This is a genomic window from Thermus brockianus, from assembly GCF_021462505.1.
In the GTDB taxonomy this organism is placed as follows: Bacteria; Deinococcota; Deinococci; order Deinococcales; family Thermaceae; genus Thermus; species Thermus hydrothermalis.
Map to the genome: position 1 here is coordinate 22,688 of NZ_JAKEDV010000001.1, position 18,064 is coordinate 40,751.

Consider the following 18,064-nt stretch of genomic DNA (forward strand, 5'->3'; position numbering starts at 1 on the left):
TAAGGATGTCCCAGCGGACCTACCGCCTCTCTAGGATCTCCACCACCAGGGCGGCCCCGATGAGGTTGGCCCCGAGGTCCTTACGGATGCGCTCAGCCTTGGCCATGCGCTGGAGGTCTTCTTGGCGGAAGTACCAGGTATCCCCCACCACCAAAGGCTCCACGAAGCCGATCTCCACGTAGGCCTGCACGGCGCTTAGGGTGAGGCCGTACTCCGCCAAGGCGTCCAGGGAAATCCACCCGCTACGCACGAGCATAGTACGCCTCCGCGAGCTTTTTCCAGAGGGCTTCTTCCTCGGGGGTGAGGCGCTCGGGGATGGTGAGGCGCACCTCCAGGTAGAGGTCGCCCCGGCCTGAAGGTCCGGGGAAGCCCTTGCCCCTTAGCCGTAGCTTCCGCCCCGCCTGGGTCCTTGGGGGGATGGTGACCTCCACGGGGCCTTCCAAGGTCTTTGCCCGCACCTTGCCCCCCACCACGGCGATGGGGGCGGGCACGTCCAAGGTGGCGTAGAGGTCTTGGCCCTCGAGGCGGAAGTAGGGGTGGGGGAGAAGGCGCACGTGGAGGAGGAGGTCCCCCGGGGGCTCCCCAGGGCCGCCCATCCCCGGCAGGCGGATCACGCTTCCCTCCTGCACCCCGGGGGGGATGCGCACGGAAACCCGGCGCCCCCCCACCTCCAAGACCTTTTCCCCCCCGTGGAAGGCCTCTTCCAGGGTGAGGGGAAGCTCGGCCCGCACGTCCCGGCCCCGCCTGCGTCCCCTACGGCCGAAAAGCCCCCCGCCGAAGAGCTCTTGGAAGAAGTCGGAGAAGTCCTCCACGTCAAAGCCCGAGAAATCGTATCCGCCGGGGGGTGGGGGTGGGGGGGCTTGGGTGGTGCCATAGGTATCGTAAAGCTTCCGCTTTTCCGGGTCGGAGAGGACGGCGTAGGCCTCGTTGATCTCCTTGAACTTCTCCTCCGCCTCGGGGCTCTTGTTGACGTCGGGGTGGTACTGGCGGGCCAGGCGCTTGTAGGCCCTCTTGATCTCCTCCTGCGTGGCGTTTCTCGGGACGCCCAAAATGGCGTAGTAGTCCTTCATGGCTTACTCCACGCCCTCTGCCTCCGGGCTTTTCTCCTCGCCCACCGCCACCCGGGCCGGGCGCACCAGGGCCTCCCCCAGGCGGAAGCCCCGCTGGAAGACCCGGGCCACCTTGCCGGGCTCCCCGGGCAGGAGGCCGATGGCCTCGTGGTACCGGGGGTCAAAGCGCTCGCCTTCCCCAGGCACCTCCTCCACCCCAAGCCCGGCCAGGATGCGGAAAAAGCCTTCCCGCACGGCCTTCACCCCTTGGAGGATGCTTTCTGGCCTGGCCTCGGCGAACTCCAGGGCCCGTTCCAGGTCGTCCAGGATGGGGAGGAGCGCCCGCACCGCCTTCAAAACCCCTTCCCGTTCCCGAAGCCTAAGCTCTTCCTCCATGCGCTTGCGGTAGTTGTCAAAGTCGGCGAGGAGGCGGAGGTACTGGTCCTTGAAGCGCTTAAGCTCTTCCTCCGCCGCTTGGAGGCGGCTTTCTAAAGCTTCCGCCTCCTTCTCCATCGCCTGGAGGTCTTGTTCTAGAGCGCTTTCTTTCCTCTCTTCCATCTTTCCTCCCGAGGGTGGGGGGCCCCGCCCGTGGGGGCGGGGCCTAGCGGTTTACCCCTACTCCGCCGGCTTGTAATCGGCGTCAATCACGTCGTCCGGGCCCTTGCCGCTTGCCGCCGTGGCCCCCTTCTCGTAGGCCTCCACCGCCTTCAAGAGCTCCTCCGTGGCCGCCTTGAGCTCGGGGTCGGGGGCGTCCCGCTCCACCAGTTCCTTGGCCTTTTGGATGGCCGCCTCGAGGCGGGCCTTGGCCTCGGGGGTACCCTGCTTCTCGGAGAGGACCCTTTCTGCTTGGACGCGGGCGGAGTCCAGGGTGTTCTTGAGCTCGGCGTGCTCCTTGCGCCGCCGGTCCTCCTCGGCGTGGCGCTTAGCCTCCTCAATGATGCGCTGGATCTCCTCTTCGGAGAGGGTGGTGGTGTTCTGGATGGTGATGGAGGCTTCCTTGCCCGTGGACTTCTCCCGGGCCGTGACGTGGAGGATGCCGTTGGCGTCAATGTCAAAGCAGACCTCAATCTGCGGCACCCCGGCGGGCATGGGGGGGATGCCCTCGAGGCGGAAGCGGCCTAGGCTCTTGTTGTCGGCGGCCATGGGGCGCTCGCCCTGGAGGACGTGGATCTCCACGGCGGTCTGGTTGTGCTCCGCCGTGGTGAAGATCTCGCACTTGCGGGTGGGGATGGTGGTGTTCCGGGGGATGAGGACGGTCATCACCCCGCCCTTGGTTTCCACGCCCAAGGACAGGGGGGTGACGTCCAGGAGGACCACGTCCCGCACCTCGCCCATGAGCACGCCCGCCTGGATGGCGGCCCCCATGGCCACCACCTCGTCGGGGTTCACGGAGCGGTTGGGCTCCTTGCCCAAGAGCTCCTTCACCACCCTTTGCACCGCGGGCACCCGGGTGGCCCCGCCCACCAGGATCACCTCGTCAATCTGGTTCGGGGAGAGGCCGGCGTCCTTCAAGGCCTGCTCCACGGGGCCCCGGAGGCGCTTCAGGAGGGGCTCAATGAGCTCCTCAAACTTGGCCCGGGTGAGCTTCTTCTCCAGGTGCAGGGGGGTCTTGCTGGCGGGGTCCAGGGCGATGAAGGGGAGGCTGATGGTGGTTTCCGTCATGCTGGAGAGCTCAATCTTGGCCTTCTCCGCCGCCTCAATGAGGCGTTGCAGGGCCTGGCGGTCCGCCCGCAGGTCCACCCCGTACTCCTTCTTGAACTCCTCCGCCACCCAGTTGACGATGGCGTGGTCCATGTCGCTCCCGCCCAGGTGGGTGTCCCCGGAGGTGGCCTTCACCTCAAACACGCCCTCGCCGATCTCCAGGATGGTGACGTCAAAGGTGCCGCCCCCCAGGTCAAAGACGAGGACGGTTTCGTTCCCCTTCTTGTCCAGGCCGTAGGCCAGGGCGGCGGCGGTGGGCTCGTTGATGATGCGCAGGACCTCGAGCCCGGCGATGCGCCCGGCGTTGGCCGTGGCCTCCCGCTGGGCGTTGTTGAAGTAGGCGGGTACGGTGATCACCGCTTTGGTGATCCTCTCCCCAAGCTTCTTGGAGGCGTCCTCCACCAGCTTGCGGAGGATCATGGCGCTGATCTCCTCGGGGGTGTAGAGCTTGCCCTTCACCTCCACCCGCACGCCGCCATCGGGCCCCGGGACCACCTTGTAGGGGACCCGCTTGGCCTCCTCCTGCACCTCCTCCCAGCGGCGGCCGATGAAGCGCTTGATCTCAAAGATCGTCCCCTCGGGGTTCAGGACCGCTTGGCGCTTGGCCATGCGGCCCACCAGGGTTTCCCCGTCCCGGAAGGCCACCACGCTGGGGGTCACCCGCTCGCCTTCGGCGTTTTCCAGCACCACGGGCTTGCCGCCTTCCATCACGGCGATGACGCTGTTGGTGGTGCCGAGGTCAATGCCCACTGCCTTTGCCATAGCTCACCTCTCAACCTCAAGCATAAGGCCTCCATTCTTTTCAGTCAAGAGAGTTGAGCAAGGTTTTGTCATAGTGCCGCGGGCTACCCTGAAGCCGGGCCTTGCGTGTACCCTAGGAGAAGACATGTCCCGGCTTCCTTTGAATTTCCTGGTTTTCGTCCTGGGCTTGCTCCTCCTGGCCTGGGCGTTTAGCTTGGCGGGCACCATGGGCAGCGCCGGCGGGGCGGTGAACTACACCACCTTCCTCGAGGACCTGCAGGCGGGCCGGGTCAAGGAGGTGGTGGTGCGCGCCGGGGACACCCGCATCCAGGGGACCCTGGTGGACGGGTCCACCTTCACCACCTACGCCGCAAGCCCCCCCGACAACGACACCTTGGAGGCCTGGATGAAGCGGGGGGTGAGCGTGCGGGTGGAGCCTCCCCAGGGGCAAAGCCCCTTGGGCTTCCTCTGGCCCTTGTTGCTGGTGGGCCTACTCATCGGGGCGCTTTTCTACTTCTCCCGCACGGGCAGGGCGGGGCCTTCCGATTCCGCCTTTAGCTTCACCAAAAGCCGGGCCAAGGTGCTCACCGAGGCCCCCAAGGTGACCTTCAAGGACGTGGCTGGGGCGGAGGAGGCCAAGGAGGAGCTTAGGGAGATCGTGGAGTTCCTGAAAAACCCGAGCCGCTTCCACGAGATGGGGGCCCGCATCCCCAAAGGGGTCCTCCTGGTGGGGCCGCCCGGGGTGGGGAAGACCCACATCGCCCGGGCGGTGGCGGGGGAGGCCAAGGTACCCTTCATCACCGCCTCGGGGTCCGACTTCGTGGAGATGTTCGTGGGGGTGGGGGCGGCCCGGGTGCGGGACCTCTTTGAAACGGCTAAGCGCCACGCCCCCTGCATCGTCTTCATTGACGAGATAGACGCCGTGGGCCGGCGGCGGGGCGCCGGGGTGGGCGGGGGGAACGACGAGCGGGAGCAGACCCTAAACCAACTCTTGGTGGAGATGGACGGCTTTGAGAAGGACTCCACCATCATCGTCATGGCGGCCACCAACCGCCCGGACGTCCTGGACCCCGCCCTTCTCCGCCCCGGCCGCTTTGACCGGCAGGTGGCCATAGACGCTCCGGACGTGCGGGGGCGGGAACAGATCCTGCGCATCCACGCCCGGGGTAAGCCCTTGGCGGAGGACGTGGACCTGGCCCTCCTGGCCAAGCGCACCCCCGGCTTTGTGGGGGCGGACTTGGAGAACCTCCTGAACGAGGCGGCCCTCCTCGCCGCCCGGGAGGGGCGGAAGAAGATCACCATGAAAGACCTCGAGGAGGCGGCGGACCGGGTGATGATGGGCCCCGCCAAGAAGAGCCTGGTCCTCACGCCCCGTGACCGGCAGATCACCGCCTACCACGAGGCGGGGCACGCCCTGGCCGCCCACTTCCTGGAGCACGCCGACGGGGTGCACAAGGTGACCATCGTTCCCCGGGGGCGGGCCTTGGGCTTCATGATGCCCCGGCGGGAGGACATGCTCCATTGGTCCAGGAAGCGGCTTCTGGACCAGATCGCCGTGGCCCTGGCCGGGCGGGCGGCGGAGGAGCTCGTCTTTGAGGACGTGACCACGGGGGCGGAGAACGACTTCCGCCAGGCCACGGAGTTGGCCCGGCGCATGATCACGGAGTGGGGCATGCACCCCGAGTTCGGCCCCGTGGCCTACGCCGTGCGGGAGGATACCTACCTCGGGGGGTACGACGTCCGCCAGTACTCCGAGGAGACCGCCAAGCGCATTGACGAGGCGGTGCGCCGCCTCATTGAGGAGCAGTACGCCCGGGTGAAGCGCCTTCTAGAGGAAAAGCGGGAGGTCTTGGAACGGGTGGCGGAAACCCTCTTGGAGCGGGAAACCCTCACCGCCGAGGAGTTCCAAAAGGTGGTGGAGGGCCTGCCCCTGGAGGAGGAAAAGCCCCAGGAACGGGAGGAAAGGGAAGCGCCCAGGGTGGTGCCCAAGATCAAGCCGGGCGGGGCCCTGGGCGGAGCGTAAAGGATAAACCCAGGGGGCTAAAGCCCCCTGGGGGAAGGGAATACTTACTTCTTGACCTTCTCCTTGAGGGCCTTGCCCGGCTTGAAGGCGGGGTACTGGGTGGCGGGGATCTTGATCTTCTCCTTGGTGCCGGGCTTCACGCCGGTGCGGGCCTTCCGCTTGCGCACCTCAAAGGTGCCGAAGCCGGTGAGCTGCACCTTGTTGCCGGCGGAGAGCGCCTCTTCCACCTTGGCCAAGAAGGCATCCACCGCCGCCTTCACGTCCTTCTTCTTGAGGCCCGTGGCCGAGGCCACCTGGTCCACCAGATCCGCTTTGGTCACCGTTTTCTTTGCTGCCATTCCTCACCTCCTTCCTCTTTTCCCTTCCGCAGGGACTATATCACGCCTCAAAGCTTTGGTGCAATAGCCTGACCTATTTCTATCGCCATATATAGCAATGTGTGATAACGAAAGCATTGGCTCTAGCGGTACTCGGGGGGGAGAAGTTCCCGTACCCTAGCCTCTATCTCCCGGGTGAGGGTTTCTAGCTCCTGGCGGGAAATCCTCTCGGCCCTTGGAACGGGAATGGGGTTGCCGTAAACCACCCGGATGGGGCGGCGCAGGCGGAAGAGCTTGCGGCCCACGGGCCAGGCTTTATCGGTGCCGATGACCGCCACGGGCACCACGGGGCTCCCCGTCCTTAGGGCGATGGCCGCTACCCCGGTCTTGAAGGGCTGGAGCTTGCCCGTGCGGCTTCGGGTGCCCTCGGGGAAGATGCCGAAGGCCATGCCCCTTTCCAAGGCCCGGAGGGCGCTCTTGATGGCGGAGAGGTCGCTCTGCCCCCGTTCCACGGGGATGGCGTAGAGCCGGGGGAGAAGCCAAGCGAGCACGGGAAGCTGGAAGACGTCGGCCCGGGCCAGAAAGCTCACGGGCCGCCGCACCCCGGCCCCGATGGCGATGGGGTCCAGGATGGAGAGGTGGTTGGCGGCCAGGATCACGGGGCCTTCCTGGGGCACGTTCTCTGCGCCCTCCGCCCGGTAGCCGAAGAGGGCGTGGAGGAGGAAGCGGCCCACATACCAAGCGGCCCGGTAGACGGGGTTGGGCTTGGAGGCTTCCACAGGGCTCTAGTCTAAGGCGGCCAGGGCCCGGCCCGCCTCCAGGTGGGCGAGCCGCAAGGGTTCGGGTAGGCGGAAACGGGTGGGTAGGCGGCGCACGAAGGCCAAGGCCTCTTCCAGGCCCACGCGGTGGCCTGGGGAGATGTAAAGGGGCTTTACCCCAGTGCGGCTCCGGTAGGCGTAGCCTATGGGGCGGCCATCGGGGGCGAGGAGGCGCACGGCGCTTCCCGCCTCCTGAGGGAGGGGTTTTTCCAGGCGGCCAAAGAGGAGGCTTTTGGCCACCCCCACGCTGGGGAGGTCCAGGTGGACCCCCAGGTGGCTGGCGATGCCCAGGCCCCGGGGATGGGCGATGCCCTGGCCGTCCACCAGGAGGACCTCGGGGGCCTCGGGGAGGGATTTTAGGGCCTCCAGGTAGGCGGGGGCCTCGCGGAAGGAAAGGAGGCCGGGCACGTAGGGGAAGAGCGCCTCTTCCGGTACCAGGCCCTTACCCACGAAAAGGGGGCCTTTTTCCAAATGGTAAAGGAGCGCCACGGCCACCAGGGGCCTCCCCCGCTTGTGGGAGGCGTCCAAGGCGGCGAGGAGCTTCGTGCCCTCCAGGCTTCCGGAAAGGACCACGCGCTTCGCGAGGGCCTTTTGCAGGGCGATGGCCGCCTCGAGGCTCTCCGGCCTGGGAAAGGGGGGCACCTCCATCAGGTGATCTCCCGGAGCCTTTCCAGGACCTCCTGGTCCGAGGGGTCGGTGCCGTAAAGGAGGGCGAGGTAGTAGGCGGTCCAAGCCAGGCGGTACCAGAGGGCCATGGCCTGGGCCAGGCGGCTTCCTTCGGGGAGGGGTACCTCGGCGATGGCGTCCACCCGGGTTTCCAGGATCTCCTTGGCCAGGGCCGAGGCCTCCCCTCCGCCCAAGAGGACCGCCGCTAAGGGGTCTCCCTGCTCGTGGCGGGCCTCGAGGCCCGTGAGGAAGAACTCCAGGGCGCTAAAGGGCGGGGTTAGGGAGAGGCTTTTCCCGATGCGGGCGAGGAGGCTTTGCGCCGCCTCCTCCAGGGGGCGGAAAAAGGGGCAATAGAAGAGGGGAAGCCTCTCCAAGAGGGTGTAGGCCAGGAACTTGGCGGGGTTTTCCTCCAGGGGCACCTCGGGGGTGAGGCGGCGCCTTTCCAGGAGGAGGGCCTCGTCCACCTCCTTAAGGGCCTTTTCCTCCCCCATGGCGAGGAGGAGGAAGCGCAGGTAGCGGTAGGGGCTCAAGGGGCTTGGGGGCAGGTAGACGTCCACGCCCGGGCGGAAGCCCACCCGCACCACCCTAACCCGCCCCGACTCCGCCAAAAGGCCCATGGCCGAGGCCTCCCCGAGGTCGTAGCCGCCTTCCAAGAGGAAGAGGGTGCCCGTTTCCGTCCAGTCGGGCAGGCCCAAGGCCTTGGCAGCGAAGTGGCCTTCCCCGTAGGCGAGGGCGGCGAAGGGGGCGGGGTAGGCCTCCTGGGGCACGGGCCCGGAGCCCACCAGGTCCCTAAGCTCCAGGGCTAGCCCTTGTCGGTCCACCAGATAGGTTTCCTCCCGGTCCAGGTCGCGCATACCCCTTATGCTAACCCCCATGCGGCCCTGCCCGCCCAAACCCGTGGCCCGCATCTGGGGGGGAAGCGCCTTGGGCTTCGGCCCTGGGATCGGGGAGGTGTGGCTTTGCGAGGCGCCCCTTTTGGTGAAGCTCTTGGACCCCGAGGCCTGGCTCTCCGTCCAGGTGCACCCGCCCCACGCCTACGCCCTGGCGGTGGAGGGGAAGCCGGGCAAGTACGAGGCCTGGTACGTGCTCGCCCCGGGGGAGATCGTCTACGGCTTCCGCCGTCCCGTGGCCCCTGCGGAGGTGGCGGCGAGGGCCAAGGAGGGCACCCTGGACGAGGTCCTGAACCGGGTACAGGTGCGGCCGGGGCAGGTGGTCTACCTCCCCGCCGGCCTGGTCCATGCCTTGGGGCCCGGGGTGCGGGTCTACGAGGTCCAGACCCCCTCGGACCTCACCTACCGGCTTTACGATTACGGCCGCCCCCGGGAGTTGCACCTGGAAAAGGCCCTGGCCGTGGCCCTCCTGGAGCCCGTGCCGCTTCCCGAGGTACGGCCTGAACCCGTGGAGGGAGGGGAAAGGCTCCTCGCCACCCCCTTTTTTGACCTCTTCCGCTATCCCTTGGCGGGGCGGCTTTCCTTGCGGGCGGAGGCCCCCCTCGTCCTTACCCTGCTTGAAGGGGAGGCGAGGCTTGGGGGTGAGGTCCTGAAGCCTCCCGCCACCCTCCTCCTCGAGGCGGGGGAGGAGGCCGGTTGGGAGGGGGAGGGGCTTCTCCTTGGGGCTAGCCCAAGAGGCGGCTAAGGAGGGCTTGTAGGCGGGGCGAAGGCCTTTCCCCAAGCTCCTCCCATAGCCGCTTGCGGTAGCTCTCCAAAAACCTTAGGGCCCGGGCCCTCTGCCCCCTTTGGAGGCAGGCTTCCACCAAGGGAAGGAGGGCCTCCTCGTCCAGGGGGTCTAGCTCCAGGAGGCGCTCCAGGTAGGGGGGTTCGCCCTTTTGCAGGAACAGGGCCCGTACCCGGTGATAGACCTCCTCCCGCTTCCGGTCCAAGAGGGGGTGGTCCAGGCCGGGGAAGAGGGGTTCGCGGTAGAGCCTGAGCGCCTCCTCGGCCCTTTCCTCCGCCAAAGCCCTTTCCAGGGCGAAGAGGTCCGCCTCCACCCGAACGAGGCCCTCCTCCTGGAGGTAGGTGGCCACCCCCCAGGGCTCCAGGGTTTTGCGAAGCCGGGCAAGCCACACGTACAGGTTGTTGAGGGCGGCCTCCTCGGGCAGGTCGGGCCAGAGGGCGAAGGCCACCTCCTCCCGGGGAAGCCCTAGGAGGAGGAGGGCGAAGACCTCCTTGGCCTTCCCCTTGAGCTCCACCGGCCCCAAGGGGCCTTCTATGCGGAACCTTCCCAGGACCTCCACCCGTAACGGGGGGATCTCGGCGTGGCGGAGGAGGAGGGCCTCCTTCCACCCCGAGCGCAGGACCTCCTCCAAGGGGTAGGCCCGGGCGAGTTCGGGCTGGTTCCGGGGAAGGCGTTCTAGGGGGATGAGCCCGGGAAGGAGGCGCCCTCCCGCTTGGGTGAGGGCGAGGAGGGCTTGGAGGTCCTCCTCCTTCCCCAAAAGGCGATAGCGGGCGGCGTGCCAGTAAAGCCGCTCCTCCCGTTCCTCGGGATAGGGGGGGAGGAGGCGGGCATCCCCCTTCAGGAGGGCCAGGGTGAGGCGGGGGAGGAAGCCCTCCAGGCCCTCCACCAGGCCCGGGTCCCCCTGGACCTCCGCCCACAGGGCCCTTCCCCGGGCCACCAGGTAGGGGTTTTCCCATAGCTCCGCCTGGGCTACCAGGCGGGCCAGGGTTTCCGCATCCCCTTCCAGGTGGGCGAGGAGCATCTGGGCCTCGAGGGCGGCCAAGGGGTTCCCGGGGGCCTCCGCCGCCTGGCGGAAGTAGGCCTTGGCCCTCTCCCGTTCCCCGAGGAGGAGGTAAAGCCGCCCCAGGTCCCGCAGTTGGCCGGGGCGGTTGGCGGGGTGGGCCTTCTTCAGGGCCTCCTCCAGGGCGGCCATGCGCCCCAGGAAGTCCCCTTGGAGCTCAAAGCGGAGGAAGGCCAGGTTGGTGAGGGGGGCGATGCGGTAGGGGCTTTCGGGGGGCAGGCGCCTTAGGGCCTCCTCCAGGAGCCCCATGGCCTCCTCGGGCTTCCCCTCCTCGTAGGGCACGCGGGCCACGTCGTTGAGGAAGCGCCCCGCAAGCTCCCCGGGCACCCTTTCCAAAAGGGCGAGGCCCCTCTCCAGATAGGCCCGCGCCCGGGGGAGGTCCTTTCCCAGCATGGGCTCGGCCAGGTAGTAGGCGAGGTGGCCCATGGCGATTAGGGCGAGCCTGGGGTCTTCCGCCTCCACAAGCGCTTCCAAAAGGGGGAACCCCTCCTTCTTGCCGCACTGGAGGAGGGCTTCCCCCAGGCGTAGCCTCGCCCGCTTTCCCCCCTTGCGCAAAAGCCCCTCCCAGGCGACGAGGCGCTCCGCCGGGAGGTTGATGGGGATGGGCTTTTCCATAAGGGCGAGGAGGTCTTCCGTGAGGCCCGAGGCGAAGTAGGCCTCGGCCAAAAGCTCTGGGGGAAGCCTTCCCTCTGCCTCCCGCACCGCCTTCTGTACCTCGGGGAGGAGGCTTCGCAGGGCCATCTCCCGCATGAGGTCGTGGAGGCGGAACCCCTCTGGGGTAAGCCGCAGAAGCCCTTTTTGGAAAAGGCTTTCCGTTTCGGGGGTGGCGTGGGCTTGGGGGAGGAAGGGGAGGGCGGCCAGGAGAAGCCCTTCGCGGAACTCCCCTTCGCTCAGGCTTTCCCTTAGGCCCTGGAGGAGGGCCTCCGCCTCCGGGGGCTTCCCCGTGAGGGCGGAGAGGAAGAGGGGCAGGGGCCACCCCCCCGTGGCCCGGTGGGCCTCCTCCCAGGGCCCCCGGCCCCCAAAGAGGGCCTTGGCCTCCTCGAGGGTGAAGGCGAGGTCCTCGGGCCCCAGGCGCAGAAGCCTGCCCTCGGCCAGGAGCTTGGGGAGCTCGGGGTAGGGGAGGGGCTTGCGGCTCGCCAGGACCAGGAGGCAGGGGAGGGTGCGGAGGAGGGGGGAGAGGGCCTCCTCCCCGGTGAGGTCCTCGAGGACCACCAAGGTAGGCTCGGCCCTTAAGGCCTCCAGGATGACCCCCCAAGGGGCCTCTTCGGGTAGGCCCAGGCCCCTCGCCAAGAGGGCCCGGGGTTCCCCTAAGAGGGCGCTTCCCCAAAGGGTGCGCATCCCAAGCCGTGCGGAAAGTTGCCCGGCCAAGACGCTTTTGCCGAAGCCCGCCGGGGCCTGCAGGAGAACGGCGAAGCCCACCTCCTCGGGGAGCAGGTCCAAAAGGCGGGCCCTTTCCAGGTACACCGGGCTTTGCCAGGCCAGGGCCATGCTTGTCCCCCATTCTAGAAAAGCCCCCCCTTTCTTCCAAGCCTTGACCGAAGGCCCCCTCCCGCCCAAGACTAGGGGGCATGGACCGCGCCCACCTGGACCTTAGGCCCTGTGGCCCCTTGCGGGGGGCCTTGAGGGTGCCCGGGGACAAGTCCGTGACCCACCGGGGCCTCATGCTCCTCGCCCTGGCGGAGGGAGAGGGAAGGCTTTTTTACCCCTTGAAGGCCGGGGATACCCTCTCCACCGCCCGGGTCCTGAAGGCCTTGGGGGCGGAGATCGTGGAGGAAGGCCCGCACTTCCGCGTGCGGGGCCGGGGCCTTCGCCTCAAGGAGCCCGAGGACGTCTTGGACTGCGGGAACGCCGGGACCCTCATGCGCCTCCTCCTGGGCATCCTGGCGGGGCAGGAGGGGGTCTTTGCCGTCCTAACCGGGGATAGTTCCCTCCGCCGCCGCCCCATGGGCCGGGTGGTGGAGCCTTTGCGGGCCATGGGGGCCCAGGTGGACGGGCGGGAGGGGGGGAGAAGGGCCCCTCTGGCGGTGCGGGGCGGTCCCTTGCGGGGCATCCGCTACGCCCTTCCCGTCCCCAGCGCCCAGGTAAAGAGCGCCCTCCTCCTCGCCGGCCTCTTCGCCGAGGGGGTCACGGAGGTGGAGGAGCCGGTCCCCACCCGGGACCACACGGAAAGGCTCTTCCGCCATTTCGGCCTGCCCCTGAGGGTGGAGGGGAACCGGGTCCAGACCGAGAAGGCCTCCCCCTTTCCCGCCAAGGACCTCCTGGTGCCGGGGGATTTCTCCTCCGCCGCCTTCTTCCTGGTGGCGGCCCTCATCGTCCCGGGCTCGGAGGTGGTGGTGGAGGGGGTGGGCCTAAACCCCACCCGCACGGGGCTCTTGCAGGTGCTTTCCTCCATGGGGGCCGACCTGGAGTGGCAGGTCCTGGAGGGGGAGGCGGGGGAGCCCGTGGGCTACGTCCGGGCCCGGTATAGCCCCCTCAAGGGGGTTTCCGTGGACCCTGGCCTCATTCCCCTCATGGTGGACGAGGTGCCCGTTCTGGCCGCCGCCGCCGCCTGGGCGGAGGGGGAGACCTTTATCCCCAACCTTTCCGAGCTCAGGGTGAAGGAGTCGGACCGGGTAGCCGCCATCGCCCACAACCTGCGGGCCTTGGGGGTGGAGGTGGAGGAGGGCCCGGACTGGCTCCGCATCCGGGGGGGTGGGGTGCGAGGGGGAGAGGTGGAGCCCTTCCACGACCACCGCATCGCCATGGCCTTCGCCGTGGCGGGCCTCCCCGTGGGCGTGCGGGTCCACGAGCCCGAGTGGGCGGAAATCTCCTATCCCGGCTTCTTCCGGGACCTCCTTGGGCTATGCGGGGGATCGTGACCCTAGACGGGCCTTCCGCCTCCGGGAAGAGCTCCGTGGCGAGGCGGGTGGCGGAGGCTTTGGGGGTGCCCTACCTCTCTAGCGGCCTCCTCTACCGGGGGGCGGCCCTTTTGGCCCTGAGGGCCGGGGTGGACCCCAGGGACGAGGAGGGGCTTCTGCGGCTTCTTGGGGCCCACGAGGTGCGCCTCGTGCCGGGGCGGGAAAACCGGGTCTTGGCGGACGGGGAGGACCTCACGCCCTTCCTCCACACCCTCGAGGTGGACCGGGTGGTCTCGGAGGTGGCCCGCCACCCGGGGGTGAGGGCCTGGGTGAACGCGAGGCTCAAGGAAGTGCCCCCGCCCTTCGTGGCCGAGGGGCGGGACATGGGCACAAAGGTCTTCCCCGAGGCCCCCCACAAGTTCTACCTCACGGCAAGCCCCGAGGTTAGGGCGAGAAGGCGGGCCAAGGAGCGGCCCGAAACCTACGAGGCGGTGCTCAAGGACCTCCTGGAGCGGGACGAGAAGGACAAGGCCCAAAGCGCCCCCGCTCCCGACGCCTTGGTCCTGGACACCAGCGGGATGACCCTGGACGAGGTGGTGGCCTGGGTCCTGGAGCACCTTAAGGACTAGCCATGGTGCCAGGGGCGAAGGAAAGGCCGGTGCAGGAGTTCTTAAACGCCCTCCTCTTCCGCCCCCTGGCCCACCTCCTGGTCCGCCTCCTCCTCCCCACCCCGGTGCGCCCCCACCATTTGGTCCTCCTCCACACGGGCCTCGTCCTCCTGGCCGCCTGGCTCCTTTACCAGGGCGAGGACCTTTGGGCCGCCTCTCTCCTCCAGCTCAAGACCGTTCTGGACAACGCCGACGGGCAGCTTGCCCGGCTTAGGGGGGAGGTGAGCGCCTTGGGCCGCTACCTGGACACGGAGATGGACTTCCTGGGCAACCTCGCCCTCTTCCTCGCCCTGGCCCTGCGCACGGGGGAGGTGGAGCGAGCCGTCCTCGCCTTCCTCGTCTTCACCCTGGTCCAGTCCTTTGACTTCAACCTGGAAAGGCTTTACCGGGAGGCGCGGGGGCTTCCCCTTCCCCTTGAGCCGGAGGGCCCGGAAACCCCCTTCCTCCGCCTTCTCCGGGGGGTTTACGCCCTCCTCTTCCTTCCCCAGGACCGCGCCATCCGGGCCTTGGAGGTTTCCCTGCAAAGGCGCTTGGGCCTGGACCCCGTGCGTTTTTGGGACGAGGGGGCTTTGGCGGGGGTGGTGAACCTGGGGCTTACCACGCAGCTCCTCTTCCTCGGGGTTTTCCTCGCCTTCCACCAGCCTGGGGCGTACCTCACCTTTGTCCTCCTCCAGGCCCTGTATCTTGGCCTTGGGTACGTATGGAGGATCGTCCGCAGTATCCCATCCCCACGGTGGGGGCCTTAGTGGCGCAAGGGGACAAGGTGCTCTTGGTGCGCACCGCCAAGTGGCGGGGGCTATGGGGGGTGCCGGGGGGAAAGGTGGAGTGGGGCGAGCGCCTGGAGGATGCCTTGAGGCGGGAGATACGGGAGGAGGTGGGGTTAGCGCTCCAGGAGGTCCGGTTCCTCCTGGTGCAGGAGGCCCTCTTTAGCCCGGAGTTCCATAAGCCCACCCACATGCTCCTTTTCAACTATGTCGCCCAGGGGGAAGGGGAGGTGCGGCCGGGCGAGGAGATCCTGGAGTGGGCCTGGCTTCCCCCGGAGGCGGCCCTCGCCTACCCCCTCAACACCTTCACCCGGAGGCTTTTGGAAAGGTACCTGGAGGGGCCATGCGGGTAGCCCTGGTCACGGGAAGCGCCAAGGGGATTGGCCGGGCCATCCTCCTGGCCTTGGCCAAGGAAGGGTTCAACGTGGCCGTGCACTACCGCACCTCCGAGGGCCTGGCGGAGGCCACCCGGAAGGAGGCGGAGGCCCTGGGGGTAAAGGCCATCAAGGTGCGGGCGGACCTCACCCGGGAGGAGGAGGTGGCGGGCCTGGTGGAGGAGGTGCGCTACCACCTGGGGGGGATTGGGGTCTTGGTGAACAACGTGGGGGACTACCTCTACAAGCCCATTGAGGAGGTGGGCCTCGAGGAGTGGCGCTGGATCATGGACACCAACCTCACCGCCACCTTCCTCCTCACCCAAAGGGTCCTCCCCCTCATGGTGGCCCAAGGCTACGGGCGCATCGTGAACTTGGGCTACGCCGGGGCCACCAACCCCATCGCCCGGCCCCACATCACCCCCTACGCCATCGCCAAGATGGGGGTGGTTCTTTACACCAAGGCCATCGCCAAGCGCTTCGCCCAGGCGGGGATCACCGCCAACGTGGTGGCCCCCGGGGTGGCGGAGAACTCCGTTTCCAAGCCCCTCCAGGAGATCCCCATGGGGCGGCTCGCCCTCCTAGAGGAGGTGGCCCGGGCGGTGCTCTTCTTCGTCCGGGAGCCCTACCTCACGGGGCAGGTCCTCGAGGTGGCGGGGGGGTGGAACCTGTAGGATGGGCTTCGTGGACGGGAACGCTCCTGACCCCAAGTACTGGGAGAAGATGCGGCTTGTGGCCGAGGTCCTGAAAGCGGTGGAGGGCCCCATCTACATCGCCACCCACGTGGACCCCGATGGGGACGCCATCGGTAGCTCCTTGGGGCTTTACCGGGCCCTCAAGGCCTTGGGTAAGGACGCCCGCTGGGTGGCCGAGCCCCCCCGCTTCCTCCGCTTCCTCCCCAAGGAGGAGGAGTACTCCGACCCCGTGGAGAAGCTTCCTCCCGGGGCCACTTTGGTGGCCTTGGACAGCGCCGAGCCCTCGAGGGTGGTGGGGGTGCCGGTGGAGGGCTTCGTCATCAACATTGACCACCACGGCACCAACCCCCGCTTCGGCCACCTCCACGTGGTGGACCCCTCCAAGGCGGCCACGGCCCAGATGGTCAAGGACCTCATTGACCTCCTGGGAGTGGCCTGGACGGCGGAGATCGCCACCCCCGTGCTCACCGGCATCCTCACGGACACCGGCAACTTCCGCTTCGCCAACACCACCCCCGAGGTGCTCCGGGTGGCGGCGGAGCTCGTGGGCTACGGGGTGAAGCTCGCCGAGCTCACGGACCGCCTCCAGTTCCGCCCCCCCTCCTACTTCCGCCTCATGGGCCAGGTGCTCTCCACCGTGGCCTTCCACTTCGGGGGGCTCCTCGTCACCGCCCACCTCCCCGAGGAGGCGAAGCGGGAGGAGGAGGACTCCGACGACTTCGTGGGCCTCATCCGCTACGTGGAGGGGAGCGTGGTCTCCGTCTTCCTGCGCAAGCGGGAGGAGGGGGTGAAGGTGTCCATCCGTTCCCGGGGCGGGGTTTCCGCCCAGAACATCGCCCTGAAGCTTGGGGGCGGCGGGCACGTGCCCGCCGCCGGGGCCACGCTTAAGGGGGTAGACCTGGACCGGGCCTACGAGCTCGTTTTGGAGGCAGTCCAGGAGGAGCTTAGGCGGGCGGGGTACCTCTAGGAGGATCAAAGGGGAAGGGTGGGTCGCCCAGGAGGAGGGGCGCCACCGCTTCCCCCAGCTCCAGGAGGAGGCGGAGGCGGTAGCGGCTGCCCTTGGGCTCCCGGTGGACCTCCAGGGTATCCGTTCCCACCAGCCAGACCTCGGGGATGCCGGCCTGGGCGTAAAGGGGGAGCTTCACCCCTTCGTCCAGTTCCCGGGTGGAGGGGCTTACCTCCACCAACAATAGGACGTCCTCGGGCTGGGGGAGACGGGTTCGGTAGAAGTCTTCCCGGGGACGGAGGAGGGCCAGGTCGGGTTGGGGCAAGGAGGTGGGGGAGAGAAGGAGAGGGTTTTGCACGTAAACCAGCGCCCGGTCCCCGTAGTAAAGCTCTAGGCGTTTGGCTAGGTAAGTGACCAAGCCGGCGTGTTCGCTACCAATGGGGGCCATCTCGTACACCTCGCCGTCCAGAAGCTCCAACCGCACCCCTTCCGGAGCCTTTTCCAGAAGGGCTTGGAACTCCTCGAGGCTCAAACGGTGCCGGATCACCCTTCCATTTTAGGCCCCATACTTCAATAGCCGCCCGGCGTGGGCCAGGAGGAGGGGCATGAGCTCCACCCCCCTTAGGTGGCCGAGGCTTCCCTTCAGGGCCTCGGCCTCCGTGAAGCGCCTCGCCTCGTCCCGCCGCAGGTAGGGGGCCTTGAGGAGGAGGGGCACGGGGTGCCAGGAGTGGGCCTTGAGGAGGGCGGGGGTGGAGTGGTCCCCGGTGAGGGCGAGGACCTCGGGCTTTAGGGCGAGGAGCTCGGGCAGGAGGGCGTCAAAGCGCTCAATCTCCCGCACCTTGCCATAGAAGTCCCCGTCCTCCCCTTTGGCGTCCGTCTTCTTGAAGTGGAGGTAGAAGAACTCGTACCGCTCCCAGTTCTCCCGCAGGGCCTTGATTTTCCCCTCGTGGGCGTCCCCTTCCCCCTCCACGGGGAGGACCTCCATGCCCACCAGGGCGGCGAGGCCCTTGTACATGGGGTAGCTGGCGATGGCGGCGGCCTTTAGACCATACACCTCCTGGAAGCCGGGGAAGCGGGGGCCCTTGGGGGGNAGAGGAGGTTGAGGACGTGGGCGGTCTTCTGGGAGGCCTCGTCCAGGGGCTTGGCCTCCAAGGGGGGAAGGCCCGCCTTCTGCGGGTCGGTGTCCGTCACGCCATCCCCCAGGCCCTCGCCCCGTAGGATCACCAAGAAGCGGTGCTCGCTTTCCGTGTAGAAGTGGACCTCCACGTCCTCTATCCGGGGGATGGCCTCCTTTAGCTTGGCGATGACCCTTTGGTTTTCCTCCGTGGAGGGCCTGCCCGCCCGGCGGTCCACCACCTTCCCCTCGGCGTCCAAGGTGGCGAAGTTGCCCCTTAGGGCGATGTCCCCTTCCCGGAAGTCCGCCCCCAGGCCCAAGGCGCTCAGGGCCCCCCGGCCTACCAGGTAGCGGAAGGGGTCGTAGCCGAAAAGGGCCAGGTGCCCGGGGCCCGAGCCCGGGGCGAGGCCCGGGTGGACGGGGGTGAGAAGGCCCAGGGCGCTTTCCTGGGCTAGCCGGTCCAGGTTGGGGGTTTGGGCTGCCTCCAGCTCCGTGGGGCCTCCCAGCTCCAGGGGAAGCCCCCCCACGCCGTCCAGGACCACGAGGAGGATCTTGCCGCCGGGTTGGTGAAGCTCCTTGAGAACGGGGATAAGGTCCATGGGGCCATTTTACTGGGG

Annotated in this window: 18 protein-coding genes and 1 pseudogene; 8 read left to right on the top strand and 11 right to left on the bottom strand. The window is 68.0% G+C overall.

What is annotated here, in order from left to right:
• Positions 1-19: 19 nt before the first annotated feature.
• From LXN00_RS00120 to dnaK, 4 genes are read right to left on the bottom strand one after another with little or no spacing between them, the layout of a single operon-like run.
• Positions 20-256, bottom strand: coding sequence for a chaperone modulator CbpM (locus tag LXN00_RS00120; protein ID WP_234502973.1), 237 nt, complete (start codon positions 254-256; stop codon positions 20-22).
• Entirely contained in the window at positions 243-1,070 is an 828-nt protein-coding gene (locus LXN00_RS00125) for a DnaJ C-terminal domain-containing protein (RefSeq protein WP_234502975.1), read from the bottom strand. Before LXN00_RS00125 ends, LXN00_RS00120 begins: the two co-directional genes overlap by 14 nt.
• A gap of 3 nt (positions 1,071-1,073) precedes the next feature.
• Positions 1,074-1,607 carry a nucleotide exchange factor GrpE gene (gene gprE / locus LXN00_RS00130; protein ID WP_234502977.1) on the bottom strand — a complete coding sequence of 178 codons (534 nt, stop codon included), beginning with the start codon at positions 1,605-1,607 and terminating at the stop codon, positions 1,074-1,076.
• 57 nt (positions 1,608-1,664) lie between these two features.
• Complete coding sequence (dnaK, locus tag LXN00_RS00135; protein ID WP_234502980.1) at positions 1,665-3,512, bottom strand: molecular chaperone DnaK; 1,848 nt, start codon at positions 3,510-3,512, stop codon at positions 1,665-1,667.
• A gap of 124 nt (positions 3,513-3,636) precedes the next feature.
• Between dnaK and ftsH the strand changes: the two genes are divergently transcribed.
• A complete protein-coding gene (gene ftsH, locus LXN00_RS00140; RefSeq protein ID WP_234502982.1) occupies positions 3,637-5,514 on the top strand; it encodes an ATP-dependent zinc metalloprotease FtsH in 1,878 nt (625 codons plus the stop codon).
• A 44-nt stretch (positions 5,515-5,558) separates the two neighbouring features.
• Here the strand turns inward: ftsH and LXN00_RS00145 are convergent, their stop codons facing one another.
• The 4 genes from LXN00_RS00145 to LXN00_RS00160 form a co-directional block, all read right to left on the bottom strand.
• A complete protein-coding gene (locus LXN00_RS00145) occupies positions 5,559-5,852 on the bottom strand; it encodes an HU family DNA-binding protein (RefSeq protein WP_039456547.1) in 294 nt (97 codons plus the stop codon).
• Between the two features lie 122 nt (positions 5,853-5,974).
• On the bottom strand, positions 5,975-6,610 hold the full coding sequence (locus tag LXN00_RS00150) for a lysophospholipid acyltransferase family protein (protein WP_234502983.1): 636 nt from the start codon (positions 6,608-6,610) through the stop codon (positions 5,975-5,977).
• Between the two features lie 6 nt (positions 6,611-6,616).
• Complete coding sequence (locus tag LXN00_RS00155; protein WP_234502985.1) at positions 6,617-7,297, bottom strand: endonuclease V; 681 nt, start codon at positions 7,295-7,297, stop codon at positions 6,617-6,619.
• The gene (locus LXN00_RS00160) at positions 7,297-8,169 is read right to left on the bottom strand and encodes an SIS domain-containing protein (RefSeq protein WP_234502987.1); all 873 of its coding nucleotides are present in this window, start codon (positions 8,167-8,169) and stop codon (positions 7,297-7,299) included. Before LXN00_RS00160 ends, LXN00_RS00155 begins: the two co-directional genes overlap by 1 nt.
• Positions 8,170-8,188: 19 nt before the next feature.
• Between LXN00_RS00160 and LXN00_RS00165 the strand changes: the two genes are divergently transcribed.
• Positions 8,189-8,950, top strand: a complete 762-nt coding sequence (locus LXN00_RS00165; protein ID WP_234502990.1) for a class I mannose-6-phosphate isomerase — start codon at positions 8,189-8,191, stop codon at positions 8,948-8,950.
• On the opposite strand, the gene LXN00_RS00170 is transcribed toward LXN00_RS00165, so the two are convergent.
• Entirely contained in the window at positions 8,931-11,537 is a 2,607-nt protein-coding gene (locus LXN00_RS00170) for a BTAD domain-containing putative transcriptional regulator (protein ID WP_234502992.1), read from the bottom strand. The two genes, LXN00_RS00165 and LXN00_RS00170, sit on opposite strands and share 20 nt — an antisense overlap.
• An 80-nt stretch (positions 11,538-11,617) precedes the next feature.
• On the opposite strand from LXN00_RS00170, the gene aroA reads away from it, so the two are divergent.
• Genes aroA through LXN00_RS00200 form a run of 6 tightly spaced genes read left to right on the top strand, consistent with a single transcriptional unit; the run spans position 11,618 to position 16,354 of the window.
• The gene (gene aroA, locus LXN00_RS00175) at positions 11,618-12,907 is read left to right on the top strand and encodes a 3-phosphoshikimate 1-carboxyvinyltransferase (RefSeq protein WP_234502993.1); all 1,290 of its coding nucleotides are present in this window, start codon (positions 11,618-11,620) and stop codon (positions 12,905-12,907) included.
• Entirely contained in the window at positions 12,892-13,515 is a 624-nt protein-coding gene (gene cmk, locus LXN00_RS00180; RefSeq protein ID WP_234502996.1) for a (d)CMP kinase, read from the top strand. The genes aroA and cmk overlap by 16 nt, the downstream gene beginning before the upstream one ends.
• 2 nt (positions 13,516-13,517) lie before the next feature.
• Positions 13,518-14,300 (top strand): CDP-alcohol phosphatidyltransferase family protein, encoded by a 783-nt coding sequence (locus tag LXN00_RS00185; RefSeq protein ID WP_234502998.1) that lies wholly within the window; start codon positions 13,518-13,520, stop codon positions 14,298-14,300.
• The gene (locus tag LXN00_RS00190; RefSeq protein ID WP_234503001.1) at positions 14,255-14,671 is read left to right on the top strand and encodes an NUDIX domain-containing protein; all 417 of its coding nucleotides are present in this window, start codon (positions 14,255-14,257) and stop codon (positions 14,669-14,671) included. Before LXN00_RS00185 ends, LXN00_RS00190 begins: the two co-directional genes overlap by 46 nt.
• A complete protein-coding gene (gene tmpR, locus LXN00_RS00195; protein WP_234503004.1) occupies positions 14,662-15,366 on the top strand; it encodes a bifunctional dihydropteridine reductase/dihydrofolate reductase TmpR in 705 nt (234 codons plus the stop codon). The genes LXN00_RS00190 and tmpR overlap by 10 nt, the downstream gene beginning before the upstream one ends.
• A 10-nt stretch (positions 15,367-15,376) precedes the next feature.
• A complete protein-coding gene (locus LXN00_RS00200; RefSeq protein ID WP_234504103.1) occupies positions 15,377-16,354 on the top strand; it encodes a DHH family phosphoesterase in 978 nt (325 codons plus the stop codon).
• Here LXN00_RS00200 and LXN00_RS00205 read toward each other — a convergent pair.
• Together LXN00_RS00205 and LXN00_RS00210 are read right to left on the bottom strand one after the other, a co-directional pair.
• Positions 16,332-16,880, bottom strand: a complete 549-nt coding sequence (locus LXN00_RS00205) for a Uma2 family endonuclease (protein WP_234503013.1) — start codon at positions 16,878-16,880, stop codon at positions 16,332-16,334. The two genes, LXN00_RS00200 and LXN00_RS00205, sit on opposite strands and share 23 nt — an antisense overlap.
• A gap of 9 nt (positions 16,881-16,889) precedes the next feature.
• Positions 16,890-18,046: pseudogene (locus LXN00_RS00210) on the bottom strand (phosphoglycerate mutase).
• Positions 18,047-18,064 lie beyond the last annotated feature (18 nt).